The 18235-nt window shown below is 53.4% G+C and carries 16 protein-coding genes, 1 tRNA gene and 1 riboswitch; of the genes, 8 read left to right on the forward strand and 9 right to left on the reverse strand.

All coding sequences use genetic code 11. The features are described 5' to 3' along the window. Positions 1-17: 17 nt before the first annotated feature. Genes Q8W24_RS04390 through Q8W24_RS04415 form a run of 6 tightly spaced genes read right to left on the reverse strand, consistent with a single transcriptional unit; the run spans position 18 to position 5911 of the window. Positions 18-1340, reverse strand: coding sequence for an aromatic ring-hydroxylating dioxygenase subunit alpha (locus Q8W24_RS04390; protein WP_305474521.1), 1323 nt, complete (start codon positions 1338-1340; stop codon positions 18-20). A gap of 37 nt (positions 1341-1377) precedes the next feature. After that, positions 1378-2685, reverse strand: a complete 1308-nt coding sequence (locus Q8W24_RS04395) for an NAD(P)/FAD-dependent oxidoreductase (RefSeq protein WP_305413485.1) — start codon at positions 2683-2685, stop codon at positions 1378-1380. After that, positions 2682-3017, reverse strand: coding sequence for a 2Fe-2S iron-sulfur cluster-binding protein (locus tag Q8W24_RS04400; protein WP_303431109.1), 336 nt, complete (start codon positions 3015-3017; stop codon positions 2682-2684). Before Q8W24_RS04400 ends, Q8W24_RS04395 begins: the two co-directional genes overlap by 4 nt. Before the next feature lie 32 nt (positions 3018-3049). Next, positions 3050-4348, reverse strand: coding sequence for a TRAP transporter large permease (locus Q8W24_RS04405; RefSeq protein WP_305413483.1), 1299 nt, complete (start codon positions 4346-4348; stop codon positions 3050-3052). 15 nt (positions 4349-4363) lie between these two features. Continuing rightward, positions 4364-4852 (reverse strand): TRAP transporter small permease, encoded by a 489-nt coding sequence (locus Q8W24_RS04410; protein ID WP_303431107.1) that lies wholly within the window; start codon positions 4850-4852, stop codon positions 4364-4366. 24 nt (positions 4853-4876) lie between these two features. Further along, positions 4877-5911, reverse strand: a complete 1035-nt coding sequence (locus Q8W24_RS04415; protein WP_303431106.1) for a TRAP transporter substrate-binding protein — start codon at positions 5909-5911, stop codon at positions 4877-4879. 226 nt (positions 5912-6137) lie between these two features. Between Q8W24_RS04415 and Q8W24_RS04420 the strand changes: the two genes are divergently transcribed. From Q8W24_RS04420 to Q8W24_RS04430, 3 genes are all read left to right on the forward strand, one after another. Next, on the forward strand, positions 6138-6869 hold the full coding sequence (locus Q8W24_RS04420) for an IclR family transcriptional regulator (RefSeq protein ID WP_303431105.1): 732 nt from the start codon (positions 6138-6140) through the stop codon (positions 6867-6869). Positions 6870-6957: 88 nt separating this feature from the next. Continuing rightward, on the forward strand, positions 6958-7251 hold the full coding sequence (locus Q8W24_RS04425; protein ID WP_303431104.1) for a hypothetical protein: 294 nt from the start codon (positions 6958-6960) through the stop codon (positions 7249-7251). Positions 7252-7418: 167 nt separating this feature from the next. Further along, positions 7419-8087 carry an OmpA family protein gene (locus Q8W24_RS04430; protein ID WP_303431103.1) on the forward strand — a complete coding sequence of 223 codons (669 nt, stop codon included), beginning with the start codon at positions 7419-7421 and terminating at the stop codon, positions 8085-8087. Between the two features lie 371 nt (positions 8088-8458). On the opposite strand, the gene Q8W24_RS04435 is transcribed toward Q8W24_RS04430, so the two are convergent. After that, positions 8459-9457: a transposase gene (locus Q8W24_RS04435; RefSeq protein WP_305413479.1), complete on the reverse strand. Its 999-nt coding sequence runs from the start codon at positions 9455-9457 to the stop codon at positions 8459-8461. Between the two features lie 243 nt (positions 9458-9700). Further along, positions 9701-9785, reverse strand: a tRNA-Leu gene (locus tag Q8W24_RS04440). Positions 9786-9919: 134 nt separating this feature from the next. On the opposite strand from Q8W24_RS04440, the gene Q8W24_RS04445 reads away from it, so the two are divergent. The 4 genes from Q8W24_RS04445 (at position 9920) to Q8W24_RS04460 (ending at position 14669) form a co-directional block, all read left to right on the forward strand. After that, entirely contained in the window at positions 9920-10936 is a 1017-nt protein-coding gene (locus Q8W24_RS04445; RefSeq protein WP_305413478.1) for an AI-2E family transporter, read from the forward strand. Between the two features lie 182 nt (positions 10937-11118). Further along, positions 11119-11814: a response regulator gene (locus tag Q8W24_RS04450; RefSeq protein ID WP_303431099.1), complete on the forward strand. Its 696-nt coding sequence runs from the start codon at positions 11119-11121 to the stop codon at positions 11812-11814. 3 nt (positions 11815-11817) lie between these two features. Beyond that, positions 11818-13194 (forward strand): ATP-binding protein, encoded by a 1377-nt coding sequence (locus tag Q8W24_RS04455; RefSeq protein WP_303431098.1) that lies wholly within the window; start codon positions 11818-11820, stop codon positions 13192-13194. Positions 13195-13406: 212 nt separating this feature from the next. Then, positions 13407-14669 (forward strand): malic enzyme-like NAD(P)-binding protein, encoded by a 1263-nt coding sequence (locus Q8W24_RS04460; RefSeq protein ID WP_303431097.1) that lies wholly within the window; start codon positions 13407-13409, stop codon positions 14667-14669. A gap of 120 nt (positions 14670-14789) precedes the next feature. On the opposite strand, the gene htpX is transcribed toward Q8W24_RS04460, so the two are convergent. Further along, positions 14790-15671, reverse strand: coding sequence for a protease HtpX (gene htpX, locus Q8W24_RS04465; RefSeq protein WP_303431096.1), 882 nt, complete (start codon positions 15669-15671; stop codon positions 14790-14792). Positions 15672-15825: 154 nt separating this feature from the next. Beyond that, positions 15826-15931, forward strand: a riboswitch (TPP riboswitch). 112 nt (positions 15932-16043) lie between these two features. Between htpX and Q8W24_RS04470 the strand changes: the two genes are divergently transcribed. Continuing rightward, entirely contained in the window at positions 16044-18173 is a 2130-nt protein-coding gene (locus Q8W24_RS04470; RefSeq protein ID WP_305474523.1) for a TonB-dependent receptor, read from the forward strand. The last annotated feature ends 62 nt before the right edge of the window (positions 18174-18235 follow it).

Consider the following 18235-nt stretch of genomic DNA (forward strand, 5'->3'; position numbering starts at 1 on the left):
TTGATGTTGGTTTAGGCTTACAGTTCAGCGTCCCAGTCGCAGGCGGCACGGCGTTGCTGATCGCTGGTTTGCCAAACGCTTTCCCAGTCCTGGGTTGGTGCGATGGCGTCAATGGCGATAGGGCCTTTGATATCGCGTGCCTGGGCGGCACTAAGCTGTAATGGCAGTTCACTTAAATCGCCGCCATCGCTGATGATCTTCATGGCTTTACGCAGTTTGCGGCGATGCTGGATGATGGCCTTGTCGGTGGTGCCCAGATGTTCGTTGGTACGATCCTGGATATTGCCCATGGATTCACAGGCCCACTGGTCGTGGACATTGATGTCCATGCCCATACCGGTCCAGGTCAGGGTTTCCTGTTCTTTCTGGTTATAACCATAGTGGTTGCGCTTGTTCCGGATCGGGGCGTAGTCGGGCAGGGTGTGTTCTTGCAGGCGCTGGGCACGCATGGTGTCCTTGTCGACCGGGTTGCCAAAACTGGTGAACATCGAGAACCAGTAGCAGTTTTCGTCGTCGATCGGTACATGCCACTGGGTGATGGTCATTTCATTCGACATCGGAATGGTAATGGCGCAAGGGAATACCTGGTTGGTCAGGCGCACATGGCTGGTGCCGTTTTGCAGATCACGCAGGGCGATGATGCGCATGCCGTAATCGGTGTCCTTGACGATGATTTCCGGGCGATCAAACTCGCGCAAGACCTGGGTCATGGGAATATTGGTATCGGCGGCGGTGTCGCGGAATTGCTTGCCGTAGCTGTCTTCCGGGTCTTCATCGAGCAGGAAGCGGTGCAGGAATGAGGCGTGCGCCGGGTCGATGCCGACTTCCAGTGCTTGCAGCCAATTGCATTCCCACAGGCCTTTAAAAGCAAAGACGTGGGTGTCCGGGGCTTTGAAGCAGTCGAAATCCGGGAAGGCGGGTGGCTCGCCGGTGCCCAGGAAAGCGAAAATAATGCCGTTCACTTCATGCAGCGGGTAGGAGTTGATGCGGATTTTTTCGTGCATTTTTGAGCCTTCCGGCTCCGCGGGCTGGTCAACACATTGACCCTGGGCATCGAATTTCCAACCATGGAAGGGGCAGCGGATACCGCCTTCTTCCTTGCGGCCGAAACACATATCGGCACCCCGGTGCGGACAATGACGATCCATCAGCACCAGTTTATCGTCTTCGTTACGGAAGAGGGCCAGTTCTTCACCCAGCAGGTTGACGGGTACGACCGGACGGTCGCTATCCAGCTCTTCGGACAGGGCGGCAGGCATCCAGTATTGGCGTAACAGTTTACCGGCTGGATCGGATGCCTTTACAAGGCTGAGTTCGTTGTTTTTTTCCTGGCTCATCATAGTGGGTATCTCCTGCGATCAAGCAATCATCAGCGAATTAGGTAAAGCTTTTCAGGCGCACAGCGGTATCGGCAGCGGCGTCTTTGGGCAATGGGAAACGTTGGCTAACCAGCTTGCGGGCGGCAAGGTGGTCGGCAGCGGCGTTGACGGAATCGACGCGGATCAGCCGCTCATTCTGGTAGTACAGCAGCGAGAATTTGCCGCTGGCGATGTCGCCACGAACAATCAGGTCGTCGTAATCCATGGCGTCGCCCACCATTTGTAATTTGATGTCTTTCTGGTCAGACCAGAACCAGGGTGCTACTGGCTCCGGCGCTGGCTGGCCGGTGATATTGGCGGCGATCGTTTTGGCCTGTTCCAGAGCGTTTTGTATGGATTCAATATGCGTGGTGCGGCCATCGGCCCGGGTCGTGATGGTGCAATCCCCACAGGCGTACACTGCCGGGTCGGAGGTGCAGCCGCCGGGGTCGACCAGAATGCCGTTCTGACAGGCCAGTCCAGCGTCTTGGGCGAGCTGGTCATTGATGGTGGCACCAATACCGACCACCACCAGATCGGCGGTGAGTGTCTGGCCATTGCTCAGTTGCAAGCAGGTCTGGTGAGCGCGGTTATTGGTGTTGTTCTTATGGGTGTCCGTATTTTGTGGATAAGAGTGGGTGTCCGGGTTCTGCGGGTCCTGTGTCCGGTTCTGTGTGGTCAGGCGCTCAACGGTGGTGTCAAAGCAGAATGCAACGCCGTTTTGTTCATGGGTCTGCTGCATAAAAGCCGACAGCTGTGCCGGAAACAGGCGGCTCAGGATACGGCTGCCGTGTTCGACCACCGTCACCTGTTTGCCGAGGCTGACAGCGGTGGACGCGACTTCCAGACCAATAAAGCCGGAACCGATGACCACGATGGACTGGGCCGCATCAAAATCCGCCTTGAGGGCAATGGCGTCATCCAGATCCCGTAACACCCGCACCCCCGGCATACCAGCGGCGGCCGGTAAGGTCCGGGCACTGGCACCGGTGGCGATGACCAGCTGGTCGTAGTGAAAGGTGACCTCGCGGTTATCGTGCCAGGCACTGACGCTTTGGTGCTGACGATCAATCTGCAAGGCGCGGTGATTCAGGAGCAGAGTGATGTCCTTTTGTTGATAAAAGGCTTCCCCGCGCAAGGCCAGACGCTGGTTGTCGAGGGCTTCTTTCAGGTATGCCTTTGACAGCGGTGGCCGCTGGTAGGGCAAATGGGTACCGGCTTCCAGCAGGGTAATCGGCAAGTGATAGCCGTTATCCCGCAGTGAAGCCGCAACCTGTACACCGGCATGAGACGCACCAATAATCAGGGTGCCTGCTGCATGGCTCATGACTGGCATTCCGGTACTTCAAAAATAACACCGGCCATGGCTTCGGTGGCCAGCAGCTGGCAGCTCAAGCGGCTGCCCGGTCGACGTTCGGCAGCGGTTTCTTCGAGCATTTCCAGCTCTTCATCGTTCGCGGGCGTGACGCTGTCGAGCAGGCTGTCGGGCAAGTAAAGGTGACAGGTCGCGCACATACAGCTGCCGCCACATTCGGCTTCGATGCCGTCGATGTTATTGACAATGGCCGCCTGCATGATGTTCTGTCCCAGCGGCGCGTCAATATGCTGGATGTTGCCGTCCGGGAGTTTGAATCCGATGTGAATGGTGGCGTTGCTCATAATGATTATCCCCTTGAAAACGGAGTGTCAGTTCAGTTGCCCAGAAGCTCTGGTAAAAACAGTGAAATAGCAGGAAAAGCGATCAGGATGGCCAGCCGTAAAAAGTCGGCCAGGACGAAGGGAATAACTCCAACCATGACATCGTTGATCTTGAGGTTTTTGGTGGCACCCTGTACCACAAACAGGTTCATGCCGACGGGGGGCGAAATCAGCCCGGTTTCGACCGTGACCACGGCAATAATACCGAACCAGATCGGATCAAAGCCGCTGGCAACAATCACCGGATAAAAAATCGGCACGGTAAGCAGAATCATGGCCAGACTTTCGAGAAAGCAGCCCATCACGATGTAGAACACCACAATCAGCGCCATCACCATCCAGGGGGAGAGCTGATAGACATCAATCATATCGACCATGGCGAACGAGACCTGGCTGACCGATAACAAGAAGCCAAAGACTTCGGCACCAATCAGAATCACAAAGATGGTTGATGTGACGGCCACGGCTTCGGTAACGGCCTCGCGGAAATCATCCCAGCCCAGGCCACGTACCAGCGCAAAGACCAGCGCCAGTCCAGCGCCTACGCCACCGGCTTCGGTGGGGGAAAACAAACCGCCGTACAAACCGCCCATCACCAGGCCAAACAACAGCCCTACAGGAGCAAATTGCAGCAAGGCTTTGCGCAGTGAACTGTTCTCGTCGGGTGCTTGTTCACCGGAGGGTTTCCACTTTCGCACCATCACGGTGACGGTAGCCAGATAGAGCGCATAAGCCAGCAAGCCCGGCAGGAATCCGGCCAGAAACATATCGCCGACCGATTGTTCGGTAATCAGCGCGTACAGCAACAGCGCGACCGACGGCGGAATCATGATGCCCAGGGTGCCCCCGGCGGCCAGCGATCCAGCGGCCAGACGAGGGTGATAACCCTGTTTCATCATTTCCGGGTAAGCCACCCGGGTCATGGTCGACGCTGTTGCCAAAGAAGAACCGGAAATGGCCGAAAATGCCGCGCTGCCACTGACCGCAGCCAGTGCCAGACTGCCATTCCAGCCCTTGGTGAAATAACGGGCAGACTCAAACAGGTCTTTGGAGAATCCGGCCCGAGCGGCCAGACTGCCCATTAACAGAAATAAAGGAATCAGGGTGAAAGAGTAGTTGGATGCGGTTTCGAAGGCCGCGGTTTCCAGCACGTTGAGTGCTGGCTCCGGGCCAACGATCAGGGCAAAGCCTGAAGCACCCACCAGAATCATGGCCAGACCAACCGGGCACCCCAGTGCCAACAACATCAGAATGACCACCATGCCACCCAGACCAATTACAAGAGGATCCATCGTATTACCTTTTGGTTAGTCGTCTTGGGAAACAGGGCGTTGCGGATGCCGCGCCAGCCACAGGCCCGTCAGCACAATGGCAACGCAGCACACCGTCAGTGCGCCATAAAACAGATACAGTGGAATGCCGAGGTCCTGGGAACGATCACCACGGTCGATCATTTCAACCATGGTGCCGAAAAACAGCCAGCCAATAACGGCTGCAAACGCGGCCAGCAACAGATGCCAGATACGCTCCAGCACCCGCTTGAGAAGGTCGGGTAATTTATCGAGTAACAACTCGACACTCACCAGCCCATGAGTGGCTGCCCGAGGCAGCGAGGCAAACACCATGATGAGCAGGGAATAACTGGCCAGCTCGACCGAGCCAGGCATGACCAGTTGCAGTTCTCCGCCACTGATGTCGAACACCAGACGTCCCAGAACGCTGGAAACGACCACAAACAACATGCATACCAGGGCCACGAAGGCCACTTTGTCGAAAAATCGAATGATTGTTTCCACCTTGATTCTCCCTGCTCAGATCACTCAGTTCAGTTCGGCTTCGCAGGCGCTGACATAACCTTTGACGCTGTTATACGTTGTTGTACCGGGCAGACCCTGCTCGTCGAGGCGGGTAATGTAGGATTGCGTTACACCGTCAACAATGGTTTGCCACTGCGCACGTTCTTCTGCAGACAAGGTATTGATGGTGCCGCCTTCTTCCTTGATTTTGGCAATACCGACGAGATCGGCGTCGTCATAGCCCTGACCGGCGTTGACGGCCCAGTCCATACCAGAGTTGTCGTCGATGACTTTTTTCAGATCGGCAGGCAGCTTGTCGTAAGCGCGTTTGTTCATGGTGGTCACAAAGGCCAGCGAGTAGAAGCCGAAGTCGAGATGCTGATCAGAGACTTCATAAGCACGGAAGCTGTTAACCGCTGACCATGGCAGCATGTAGCCATCAATAACGCCCCGTTGCATGCTCTGGTAAATAGACGGTGCGGGCATACCAATTGGCTCGGCACCCAGTTCGCCGATCAGTTCGCCAATCAGGTCGGTAGGACGACGGATTTTCAGGCCTTTCAGATCGTCCAGAGAGGTGACGACCTGATCCTTGGTGTGCAAGTGACCGGGGCTATGGGTATGGACGTAAAGCACCTTGGTTTCTTCGTATTCCTTGTCGAGCACGCCGCTGTCATACAGCTTCTGGAAGGCGCAGGAACCAACGGCACCGGTCTTGAACAGGCCAGGCAGTTCCATGATCTGACTGAGTGGGAAGCGTCCGGCGGTATAGCCCTGTACGGTCCAGGCGATATCGGCAATGCCATTTTTGGCGTTGTCATAACCGGCAGGGGCCTTGCCCAATGTCTGGGCCGGGAAGACCGTCACCTTGAGGCGACCTTCGGATTGTTCTTCGACAGCTTTTTTCCAAGACTCGAACATGCGTTCACTCTGCCAGCTGTTTTTCGGCATGAAATGAGCAAAACGCAGGTTGGCTTCGGCGGCCAGAGTTGAGGCCGAACTGAGTGCCAGCAGGCTGGAAAAGGCAAGCGTTGACAGGTTTTTTCTCACGGCTTTCATCGATAGCTCCACAGCGGCTTATAATAATTTGATCGATAATCGAACTTATGTTTCAATATCGATCACTACTTATAGAATGTCAGTTTGATCTGAGTCAAATTTTTTTTAATCCATCGCTTTACAAAGCCAACAAACCAAACGTGCGCACAGCGCCGTTGAAAGCGCCTTCATTAATCGGAAAGGAATAGTCCAAGTGTTTGAAAAATATAATGAAAAAGATATATCCATGACCTTTGCAAAAGGCCTGGAAGTATTGGAGGCGTTTAGTGGCACGGATCGATCCATGACCATTCCCAATATAGCTGAGAAAACCGGCCTGAACCGAACGGTCGCTCGCAGACTGGTGCTGACATTGCAATATCTGGGTTATCTGGAATGCAGCAACCGGGTGTACAAACTGACGCCCAAAATACTGGGTCTGGCGGGGGAGTTCCTGCAGGGCAGGGACATTGGCAAGCATGTCACGCCGATTCTGCGGTCGTATTCACTCAAGCTAGGAGAAGGGATTTCCTTTGCCATGCTGGACGGCACCGAAGCTATTTATGTGGCTCATTCACCCAGCGATCCGGGCATGATTACCCAGGGGTTTACCGTGGGTTACCGGCTACCCCTGCACGCCACCGGGATCGGTCGGGTTCTGGTGGCATTTTCCACGGATGAGATGCAAGAGCAGCTACTGCAGGATGCGCCTCGGACAGCGTATACCGAAGACACCAAAATCGACCTGGAAGACCTTCGTCTGGATCTGAAAAAGGCCCGAATCAACGGTTACGCCCTGGTGGCCAACGAATTCGAACAAGGGGTGACATCGTTGGCAGTACCGGTCATGCGTGGCTCGGCTCTGATCGGTGCGCTGGGTATTGTTGGCCCCACCCCTCGCTTTGAGGATGCCAATGGGCTGTTTGAACGGATATTGGCATTACGGGAATGTGCTGAGGCCATTGCCGTGTTTGCCTAGTCTGTTTACCTGAGACAGCACACAAGCAGTCTCCTAGGGTGGTTGGTGTACACTCTCGGCCACATCGTCAACCAGGTTCAACATCCTTATGAAAATATGGCTGATTTGCCTCGCACTCTCCATGCTGATTTCTGTCTGCGGACTGATTGGCTTTATTTATGTTTCGGCTCAAGACATCTGCCTGGATTCTGGCGGACGCTGGCTTGGTTTGATATCGGGGTGCGATGAGGGCAAGACGTATTCATTGCAGTATTTGAGCTCACCGCTAGCGATCATGGTGTTTTTGGGGATTACCGTAGGAATCAGCAGTGTCTTGGTGCAGATCTACCAGTTATTGGTCCGGCCTCCTGTTTCACGGCGTCCATCCAATGGTCGCCGCTGAGGCTGCGAGAGATACCGTGCCATCGGTGAGTTGCCAGCATCAGCTACAAATAAATCCTGCTGTCGTCAATCGGGATTAAGACTGAAACTTCCATGTAAAAAACAGTAATATACCGTCCGCTAGCCGTTTTTAAACTTGATGACAAAACTACAAATTCAGGAGAGAGTATGAAAAGGATCGCAGCAGTTGCTTCAATCGTGATGTTGGCCAGTGGGTGCACCACATTCGACGCTTATACCGGTGAAGAAAAAACATCCAAAACTGCAATAGGCGCAGGCATTGGCGCCAGCGTTGGGGCTGTGGTTGCTTATGCTACCAACAAGGATGAAGACAGCGGCACCCGTAATCGCCGGATTCTGGCGGCGGCTGCAGGTGGTGGTTTGGTTGGTGGCAGCATCGGCTACTACATGGATGCCCAAGAAGCCAAATTACGTAAACAACTGCGTGGCACTGGCGTCAGCGTTGAGCGGGTTGGCGACAATATCAACCTGATCATGCCAGGTAATATTACTTTCTCTTCGGGTCGTTCAGCGATCGCCTCCAGCTTTTATGAAGTGTTGAACTCAGTGGTATTGGTACTGGAAGAATACGACTCCACATTGGTGGTGGTTTCTGGCCATACCGACAGCGACGGCTCTGAAACCTTTAACCAGGCATTGTCGGAACAGCGTGCCAAATCCGTGGCTAACTACCTGCAAACCCAAGGCATCAACTCCGTACGACTGGACCCGGTTGGCTTTGGTGAAAGTCAGCCGATTGCCAGCAACAGTACCGAAGCCGGCAAAGAACTGAACCGTCGTGTTGAAATCACGCTGCTGCCGATTACGCAAGACTGACGGTGACGGCATGACAAAAAAGCCGCCTGATTCAGGCGGCTTTTTTGATCGTTTTTAAATAGAAGTTTAAATCGTTTTTAAATAGGACACCCACTCTAGTTTTTAAATAGGACACCCACTCTTAAAAGCGTTTTTAAACAGGACACCCATTCTTAAAAGCGTGCAGACAATCAACAGCAACAGAGCGAAGCCATCAGGGCTGATGTATCTCAGCCATTGCACAATGAATTTCAATTTTAGCGAGCTGGTTTGCCTGTAGGCGATGACAGTGCCTTGAAAATATCGTCGTTTGGCAAATACGCAGGCTCAAGCGTATCGGGCTTCAGGTATATACCTGAAGAATGCTGTCGTTGTTGGTTTGGATGCAGAATCTAGCTTGCCACCAGTAGTCTGGCCCGACCAATCCCTGTCGGTCGTTTGTAGCCCAGTTGCTCACACACTGATCGAACCTTGGCTTCATTGCCTGCAAAGGTCGTAAAGCACTGCTCGAACTGCTGGCTCATGGCTAGCCATTGTTTTTCGTCCAGGCCTATGCGGTGGAGAACAGGCGATAACCCTTCACTGATTACACCTCGCTTATCGGAGCGAAGTATGCGCCCGGTTGCATCGACTAACGACAGGTAGCTGGTTAACGGCATCTGGATTCCTGTTGGAGAATCTTGCCGTGGGTTTCCGACGAATGGCAGCAAGTGCGGGCACTGCCGGGTGATGTGATCAGGTGTTGATGTTGTTTGAGCCTGCTTAATACGACGTTTCACCGACGTGTGATCAGCCTTTTCCGGTGTCTCGGCAATGCCAGCCCTAACCGGGTTTAAATCGACATATGCCATGCAGCTGAGCAGTGCGGCTTCGTCCAGCAGCGCCTGGGATTTAAAGCGACCTTCCCAGAAGCGGCCCGAGCAACCATCTTCACTGTTCGCCTCACGGGCAATGGCTTCATTCAGCACCCGCATAAACCAGCTGATATCTGACAGTCGTGAACGCCACTCGTCGACCAGTATTTTTAGCCGCTGCTGCTCGGCTTCGGCCAGCTGCTCTTCTTGAACAAAACGTTGTGATAATACGTTGCCTTTGAAGAGCTGGTGCCAGCGCTGCACAACGTCCATATCGCTCCAGGCTTGTGCTTGCTTGATATCCACAAACAGTACGACATGGTAGTGATTCGACATCACTGCATAGGCGGCAACTTGAATAGCAAATATTTGTGGGAGGGCAAGAATCCGCGCTTCAAGCCAACTGCGGCGATGTTCATAGCACTGGCCAGACACCGAATCGGTGCCGCACAAAAAGGCGCGTCGAACGCATCGGGACACGCAGTGGTAGAAGGGTGTTGCTTCAACAGAGACTTGTTGTTTCCGTGGCTTTGGCATGATCGTACCCCGTCCTTGAAGTTAACGAAGCATTATTATGGCGCTTGGGTTATGCAATGGAATCAGGCAAAAGTGCTGATTTAAGTGGGTGTCTCTGTAGTGCTCTGTGTCCTGATTTAAGTGGGACCGGACCGCGAACCCAGGCCGTATTCAGGTGGGTGTCCACATAGAAGGGACCAGAAGGACTAGGATGGACTTAAGTGGGTGTCCATGTAGGAGAGAAAGACCAGGATCTAAAAAAGATGGTGCGGAAGGAGAGACTCGAACTCTCACACCTTGCGGCGCTGGAACCTAAATCCAGTGCGTCTACCAATTTCGCCACTTCCGCAAACAGAGCGCGGATAATACAGAACTCTTTGCTTGCTGCCAAGTCCATGATCATCGCGGTTGTTCACTGGATGCGTCCGAACGCTGGCTGGTGTAAGTTGAGCCTTTCGCCTTCAGGGGTTTCGGGAAGAAATCATGTCGACTAATACTCATGTAACCAGCAACATCTTTGTGACGTTGGCGGCCGCTATTATTGTGATTGCCGGTGTGCGCAGTGCGGCGGATATTCTGGTGCCTTTTCTGTTGTCGGTTTTTATTGCCGTGCTCAGTGCTCCAATGATGCATTGGCTGTCGCGTCGTGGTGTGCCGGATGTGTTGGCGGTACTGCTGATGATGCTGGGTTTTCTGGTCAGTGGTACCGGTTTGACCGTATTTCTGGGTGGTACCGTGAATGCGTTTTATAAAGACATTCCGCTGTACGAAACCAAGCTGCAGAATTTGATGCAGGGAATCGTAGCCTGGCTGAATAATATGGGTATCGAAGTACCTGCCAACCTGTTGCGGGAATACGTCGATCCGAGTGTGGTCATGAACATGGTGACCAGCGTGTTTAATGGCCTTGGTGGTGTCTTGACCAATGCCTTTCTGATTTTGTTTACCGTGGTGTTTATCTTGCTGGAGGCCTCCGGCATGCCAGAGAAGCTGAAACGTGCTTTTGGTGAGCAAACCAGTGCGTTTGCGCATTTTGAGCGTTTCAGTAATTTGGTACAGCGTTATCTGGCAATCAAGACCTTGATGAGCCTTGGCACCGGGGTCTGTATCGGCGTGGTATTGTGGATAATTGGGGTGGATTATGCGCCGGTGTGGGCGGTGATTGCTTTTCTGCTGAATTATATTCCCAATATCGGCTCTATTATTGCGGCTGTTCCGGCTGTGCTGATTGCTTTGATCCAGTTAGGTCCAGGTTCGGCACTGGCAACGGCTATCACCTATGTGGTTGCCAATATGACGTTTGGTAATGTGCTGGAACCCCGCATGATGGGGCGTACGTTGGGGTTGTCGACACTGGTGGTGTTCCTGTCATTGATTTTTTGGGGCTGGATTCTTGGCCCGGTGGGTATGCTGCTTTCGATACCGCTGACCATGGTGGTCAAGATAGCGCTGGAAACCCGCCAGTCAACTCGCTGGATGGCAACGCTGCTGGACCATTAGTTGCTGGTCATTAGTTGCTGCCGGGCCATTGACTGTCGCTGGATGATGTCTTGCAACGGCTGGGAATACCCCGGTCTTTAGATACACCGGTTTATGTCAATAATCACGGTCAGTTGCAAAAAACCGTAAACCTGTTAGAGAACAGTCCATCGCCTGATTAGACTTGGGCTGGGAGGAACCGAATGAAATCAATATTACTGATCGACGACGACACCGAGCTGGGCGAATTATTGCAGGAATACCTGGCGATGGAGGGCTTTGAACTCACTCCGGTACACGATGGAGAAAGCGGCCTGGAGCAAGCATTAAAAGGGGATTACGATCTGGTCTTGCTGGACGTTATGTTACCTAAAATTCATGGCTTTGAGGTGTTACGCCGCATTCGGGCTGAATCCCAGGTGCCAGTGATCATGTTGACTGCTCGAGGCGAGAGTGTCGACCGGGTATTAGGGCTGGAACATGGCGCGGATGATTATATTGCCAAACCGTATCACCACCATGAACTGGTAGCGCGGATTCGGGCACTGTTTCGCCGTATCGATATGACGGGTGATTCCAGCGCACCGGTAGCCGAAGGGGCGATACAGGTGGGGTCTTTGGTTCTGACGCCCAGTGATCGGGGAGTATGCCTGGATGGCGAGAACCTGGTGCTGACCGGTGCCGAGTTTGGCGTCTTGCAGTGCATGATGGAGCACGCCGGAGAGCTGGTCAGTAAAGATACCCTGTCGATGTCGGCATTGGGACGTTCACTGATGGCTTACGATCGTTCGATTGATATGCACGTCAGTAACTTGCGTAAAAAACTCGGCCACCGTGAAGATGGTAGTGATTGGATCAAGACAGTGCGTAGCCGCGGCTATTTGCTGGTTAAGTCCTGACCGATGATCAGACACTTTAGGGGCGTTAAGGTCAGCTGGTACCGATCGCTGTTTTTTAAGGTGTTTGTCTGGTTCTGGCTGGTGATTTTTCTCGCCATGGGGCTGGCGGTTGCTACAAGAAACTGGGTTGATGATGACTTTATGCGACCTGCGGATCTGGCAGACTCGCGCCTGTTACTGAATTTGATGGAGAAACAATTGCCGATTGTGGCAGAAGGCCGGATGCTCTGGCGGCAGCTGCGGCCGGGCTGGAACCTGGTATCGGTACCGGTGGACCGGGTTGAGGAATTACCCCACGACCTGGAAGAGTTTGCCGATCGGGCCGGCTATCTTGGACGGTCTCTGTACGGCCAGAACGATGGCTGGTTGATGCTGGGGCCAGTGCAGAGTGACGGCTATCTTTATATCGGTGTTTCCCGCCAGGTTTGGCAGAACTTTCTGGACGATAAACGCCGCTGGGTGGTGCCGGTCGTGATTGTAGTGGTGGTCACGCTGCTGTGTTTCTTGCTGGTCTGGAATCTGACGCTGCCAATGCGCCGTTTGCAACGGGTCGTGCGGCAAATGGCCGAAGGCAATTTTGATGTCACCGATCTGGCTGCTGATATCAGTCGCAAGGATGAAATTGGCGTATTGGTGGCCGAAGTGGCCAGCATGGCGGACGCTACCCAGCAGTTATTGGCCAGCCATCAACAATTATTACGTGATGTCTCCCACGAATTACGCTCACCGTTAACCCGTTTGCAAATTGCGCTGGGTATCGCCCGTAAAAAAGATCAGCAGCAGCTCGTTGCGGCAGAACATGACCGTATCGAACGGGCCGCGTTTCAGGTGGAAAATCTTATCAGCCAGATTCTGGATCTGGCTCGTTTGTCCCAGTTACGGGCCGGACAGCTGCAGCTGGAAGAACGCAGTCCTTGTGAGCAAGTGAATGGCTGGTTGCAGGATGCTGAGCTGGAGCTGGAATCCCGGCACATCAAGGTAACTTGCGACTGTTCCAAAGCACCGGCCCAGTGTTCCTGGGATTGGGTGCTGATTGAACGGGCGGTTGATAACCTGCTGCGTAACGCCATTCGGTATTCACCGGACGGTGGCTGTTTGTTGGTAGAAGTGGCTGAAGTGGGAGATCGTGTGGATATTTCGGTCATGGATCAGGGGCCTGGTGTGCCCGACGATATGCTGGAATCCATCTTTGCACCCTTTACCCAGGTTGATCATGCCCGCAGTCCCGGCGCTGGGGATATAGGCTATGGTCTGGGCCTGGCATTGGTCAGGCGAGTGGTGGAATTGCATGGCGGGAAAGTGGTCGCTGAAAACCGTCATCCTGGTCTGTGTGTTGCTCTACAACTACCAGTCGTTAATGTACCTACGACTTTTGTATGAATACTCTGGTCGAATCTTGCGGTAGATCAGGGCAATTCAAATCAGCGCAAAAGAACAGCAGTCGCCTGGAACATTTCAAGGATATAGTGGAAATACCCGGGGCTTTTTGCTATTAAGGGTGCCCCTTTCGCAATTGTTGTCTAATTGGACAACGCGTTATGCGTCGAGCCCAGGGATATTAACACCACAAAAAAAACGACTGGATGAGCACTATGTCAGAAGATCTCAAGCAAGCAGCTCTGGATTATCATCAATTTCCCAAACCGGGCAAAATCAGTGTCGAACTGACCAAACCTGCCGCCACCTCACGCGATTTGTCGCTGGCGTACAGCCCAGGTGTGGCTGAGCCGGTCAAGGAAATTGCTGCCGACCCTGAAAATGCCTACAAATATACCGGCAAAGGGAATCTGGTTGCCGTGATTACTGACGGTACCGCCATTCTGGGGCTGGGAAATCTGGGGCCACTGGCATCCAAACCCGTCATGGAAGGCAAATCTTTGCTATTCAAACGTTTTGCGGGCGTTGACTCTATCGATCTGGAAGTGGAAAGCGAAAGCCCACAAGCCTTTATCGATACCGTGCGTCGCATAGCGATTACTTTTGGTGGCATCAACCTGGAAGACATCAAGGCACCTGAGTGTTTTGAAATCGAACGCACCCTGATCGAACAGTGCGATATTCCGGTATTCCACGATGACCAGCACGGTACAGCAATCGTTACGGTTGCCGGTGCCATGAACGCATTGGAAGTTGTTGGTAAAAAAATCGAAGACGCCAAAATGTGTGTCGTCGGTGCCGGTGCTGCAGCAATCTCATGCTCCAAGCTGATGATTCTGGCCGGTATGAAACCAGAAAACATCTTTATGTGTGACCGCAAGGGCGTGATCCATTCCGGTCGTGATGACCTGAACCAGTACAAAGCCATGTTTGCTGTCGATACCGACAAACGCACCATTGATGATGCACTGGATGGCGCGGACATCTTCCTTGGTCTGTCTGGTCCGAACATGGTGACTGGTGAACAGATCAAGGCCATGGCAGCCGATCCGGTTATCTTTGCTTGCGCCAACCCGGTACCGGAAATCATGCCGGAAATCGTATGGGAAGCGCGTCCTGATGCCATCATGGCAACCGGTCGTTCTGACTATCCGAACCAGGTAAACAACGTACTGGGCTTCCCGTTCATTTTCCGTGGTGCTCTGGACGTACGTGCCAAGCGCATCAACGAAGAAATGAAACTGGCAGCAGCCAAGGCGCTGGCGGGTCTGGCGAAAGAGCCAGTGAGCCAGGAAGTGCTGGATGCATACGGTCTGGAGTCTCTGGCTTTTGGTCGCGAATACATCATTCCGAAAGCAGTCGATTCCCGTCTGTTGGGCGCGGTGTCTTTTGCCGTTGCACAAGCTGCGATTGAAACCGGTGTAGCAGCAGGCCCAATGCCTGCCAACTACCCGTTAAAAACGATTGCTGATATCTGATCTGGCGATTGTTTGATACAAAAAAACCGCCCCTCTTGCGAGGGGCGGTTTTTTTGTGGCCAGCGTTTTTGATGACACGGTTATCAGGCGTTGTGGCCAGCCATTGTTGTGATCAGGTGATCAGACGCTGTAACGCTGACGCAAGGCGTTGATACGATCTGTCAGTGGCGGGTGAGACGCGGCCAGCGCTGCCAGTTTGCCTTCACCAGCAATACCAAAGGCGACCAGCTCGCCATTCAACTCGCTGGGTTGGTCATAACTTTCCTGTAACCGTGCCAGCGCATTGATCATGGCGACCGGGCTGACCAGGTCAGCTCCGGCAATATCGGCACGATACTCACGACGACGACTGAACCAGGCGACAATAAACGACGCCAGGATGCCAAGCACAATTTCGGATACAAATGTGGCGATAAAAAAGCCGATGCCCGGCCCGTTTTCGTTTTTCAGAATAGCCTTGTCGACAAAATTACCAATAATACGGGCAAAGAACATTACAAAGGCGTTGATTACCCCCTGAATCAGGGCCAGCGTCACCATATCCCCGTTGGCAACGTGACCAATCTCATGGCCCAGCACGGCTTTTACTTCGTCTTTGCTCATGCGTTGTAGCAGGCCGGTTGAAACCGCCACCAGAGCATCGTTACGATTCCAGCCGGTGGCAAAGGCATTGGGTTGATGAGAGTTGAACACCCCCACTTCCGGCATGCCGATTCCAGCCTTGTCGGCCAGCTCTTGCACCGTGCTGACGAGCCATTGCTCGCTGGCGTTATGGGGAGATTCGATTACCTGGACGTTCATGCCGCGCTTGGCCATCCACTTGGACAGCAGCAAGGACACGGCAGAACCCGCCATACCAAACACCAGACAGAATATCAGCAGGTTGCCAAAATCCAGCCCTTGCTGTGAAAAGTAGCTGCCAACGCCGAGAATCGACAAGGTAATGCTGGCGACCAGAATCACCGCCAGGTTGGTGGCCAAAAACAGGATAATGCGCAACATGATATTCCTCCTGTGGAATGAATTAGGCGCAAATATGAACTCTCATTATGACCACAAGATTGAGACGATGACGGCGTAATTCAAGTAAAAGAATACGACAGCAAGAACGAAATCCGGTGCAGGATTGGTATCCGATGGAATATCCGTATAATGGCCGCGTCCCAGGGGGTGGCTGGATCAGCCTGAGACTTGCCAAATGGCATAAACCCCTAGAACCTGATCCGGTTAGTACCGGCGTAGGAATGGGCGAGTGCTGTGAGTTATTCCTGGCATATCGACAGTCTTTTTGTTGCTAAATGGATTAGCGACCTACGCGTTATCCTGTACATCAAACCGGGTCTCCTTTTTGAATTATTTAAGAGGACAGACCCAATGATATGTCGCAAGACACCTTTATTCCTGGCCGTATCCGCGGCTGTATTCACCCTGCCAACGTATGCCGACCAGTCTGCCATGGAAGAAGTGGTCGTGACGGCGGATTTTCGCCAGACCGATGTCCAGTCCATTCCGGAAGCAACGACCGTTGTTGGTGCGGCTGCTATTGAACAGCGCTCGGCGGATCATCTCGAAAGCCTGCTGGCGCTGGCTCCCAACGTCAACTTTACTTCCGGTGCTTCCCGGGGGCGTTTTTTCCAGATTCGCGGTATTGGTGAACGCAGCCAGTATGTGGACCCGGTCAACCCATCGGTGGGTTTGCGGGTTGATGGCATCGACATGACCGGGCTGGGCGGTGGTGCAGGTTTGTTTGATGTGCAGCAGGTCGAGGTCTTGCGCGGCCCACAAGGCACCCGTTTTGGTGCCAATGCCCTGGCCGGTATGATCAATATCGAAAGTAATGATCCAACAGAACAGTTTGAAGGCATGGTGTCGGGCAAACTGGGTAACTACAACACCAAAGCCCTCGGTGCCGTGGTGTCGGGGGAAGTCGGCCCGGGACTGAATATGCGCTTGTCGGCTCATCAGAACAGCTCGGATGGGTATATTCACAACGCTTACCTCGATCGTGATGACACCAACAATATCGATGAACAGCTGGTACGTCTGAAAGGCAATCTGGCGCTGGATGAGCGTAATACCCTGGCACTGACCTGGTTGTATATCGATGTGGATAACGGCTTTGATGCCTTTTCTCTCGATAATAACCGCACCACCTATTCCGATAATCCGGGTGTTGATCGGCAGAATACCCATGCCGCCGCCCTGACCTGGACATCGGAAATGGCCGAGGCGTTTGATCTGCGCGTGCATGCCTCTGGCAGCAACGGCAACACCGAATACAGCTACGACGAAGATTGGGCTTATGGCGAATACGATGGCACCACCGACAACATCTGTGTAACGCCGGGCACTTGTTTGGCCAATCAAGGAGGGTATAGCTCTACTGACCAGTATCTGCGCGACCACCGCCGCCGTGAACTGGACGTGCGCTTGACCTCTACCGAAGCAGGACAATTGTTCTCCGGTTCGACCGACTGGGTTGTGGGTGTATATCGTATGACCCGCTCAGAAGATATGACCCGCTTCTATACCTGGAATACGGAGACCTTTTTCAGTGACCTCAACACCGCTTCCACGGCGGTCTACGGTGAATTGTCCGTTCAAGCCAGTGACGACCTGGTGGTAACGACGGGTGTGCGCAGTGAACAGTGGAACACCGACTATGACGACAGTAACGCCATTAACAATGACCGCACTGAAAGCTTGTGGGGCGGTAAAGTGGCGCTGGAATACCTGCTTAATAGCAACCAGCTGGCTTATGCGTCATTGGCGCGTGGTTATAAAGCCGGTGGGGTGAATACCGACCAAGACATCAGCGAAGACCATCGCACTTTCGATACCGAGTTTAATAATGCGCTGGAAGCCGGATTAAAATCCAGCCTGCTCGACGACACCTTACGCACTCGTGTAGCGGCCTTTTATATTCAGCGTAAAGACCAGCAAGTCAAAAGTTCGTTGGCGGTACAAAACGAAGATAACAGCGGTATCAGCTTCCAGGACTATCTGGCCAACGCCGCCGAAGGGGTTAACTACGGTCTGGAACTGGAAACCGACTGGGCACTCAGTGAACAGCTGAACTGGACTTTCAGTGGTGGCTGGTTACAAACCAAGTTTATCGACTATCAGTACGAAACCGCCGATGGCACCTTCAGCATGAACGGTCGTGAGCAGGCTCAGTCGCCGACGTACAGCTTTGCCAACAGTCTGGCTTATGCGGTTGGCAACGGCCTGACGTTGGTACTGGAAAACGAAGCCAAAGACAGCTTCTACTTTTCCGACAGTCATTATGAAGAATCCACCGCCTATGTCATGTGGCATGCCCGGGTGGCGTATGATGGTAGCAATTACCAGCTGGCCGTGTACGGCCGTAACCTGACCGATGTCGAGCAGGAAGTCCGTGGTTTCCACTTTGGTAATGACCCCCGTGACGGCTACACCAACGAGCGCTGGGTACAGTATGGCGACCCGCGACTGGTTGGCGTGGAAGGCAAATACTATTTCTGACCGGTTGTTTATTCAGGCCAGTCACTGCTGACTGGCCTGTGCTTTATTCCCGTAATTCCATC

The sequence above is a fragment of the Oceanobacter sp. 4_MG-2023 genome, from assembly GCF_030689165.1.
Lineage (GTDB): Bacteria > Pseudomonadota > Gammaproteobacteria > Pseudomonadales > Oceanobacteraceae > Oceanobacter.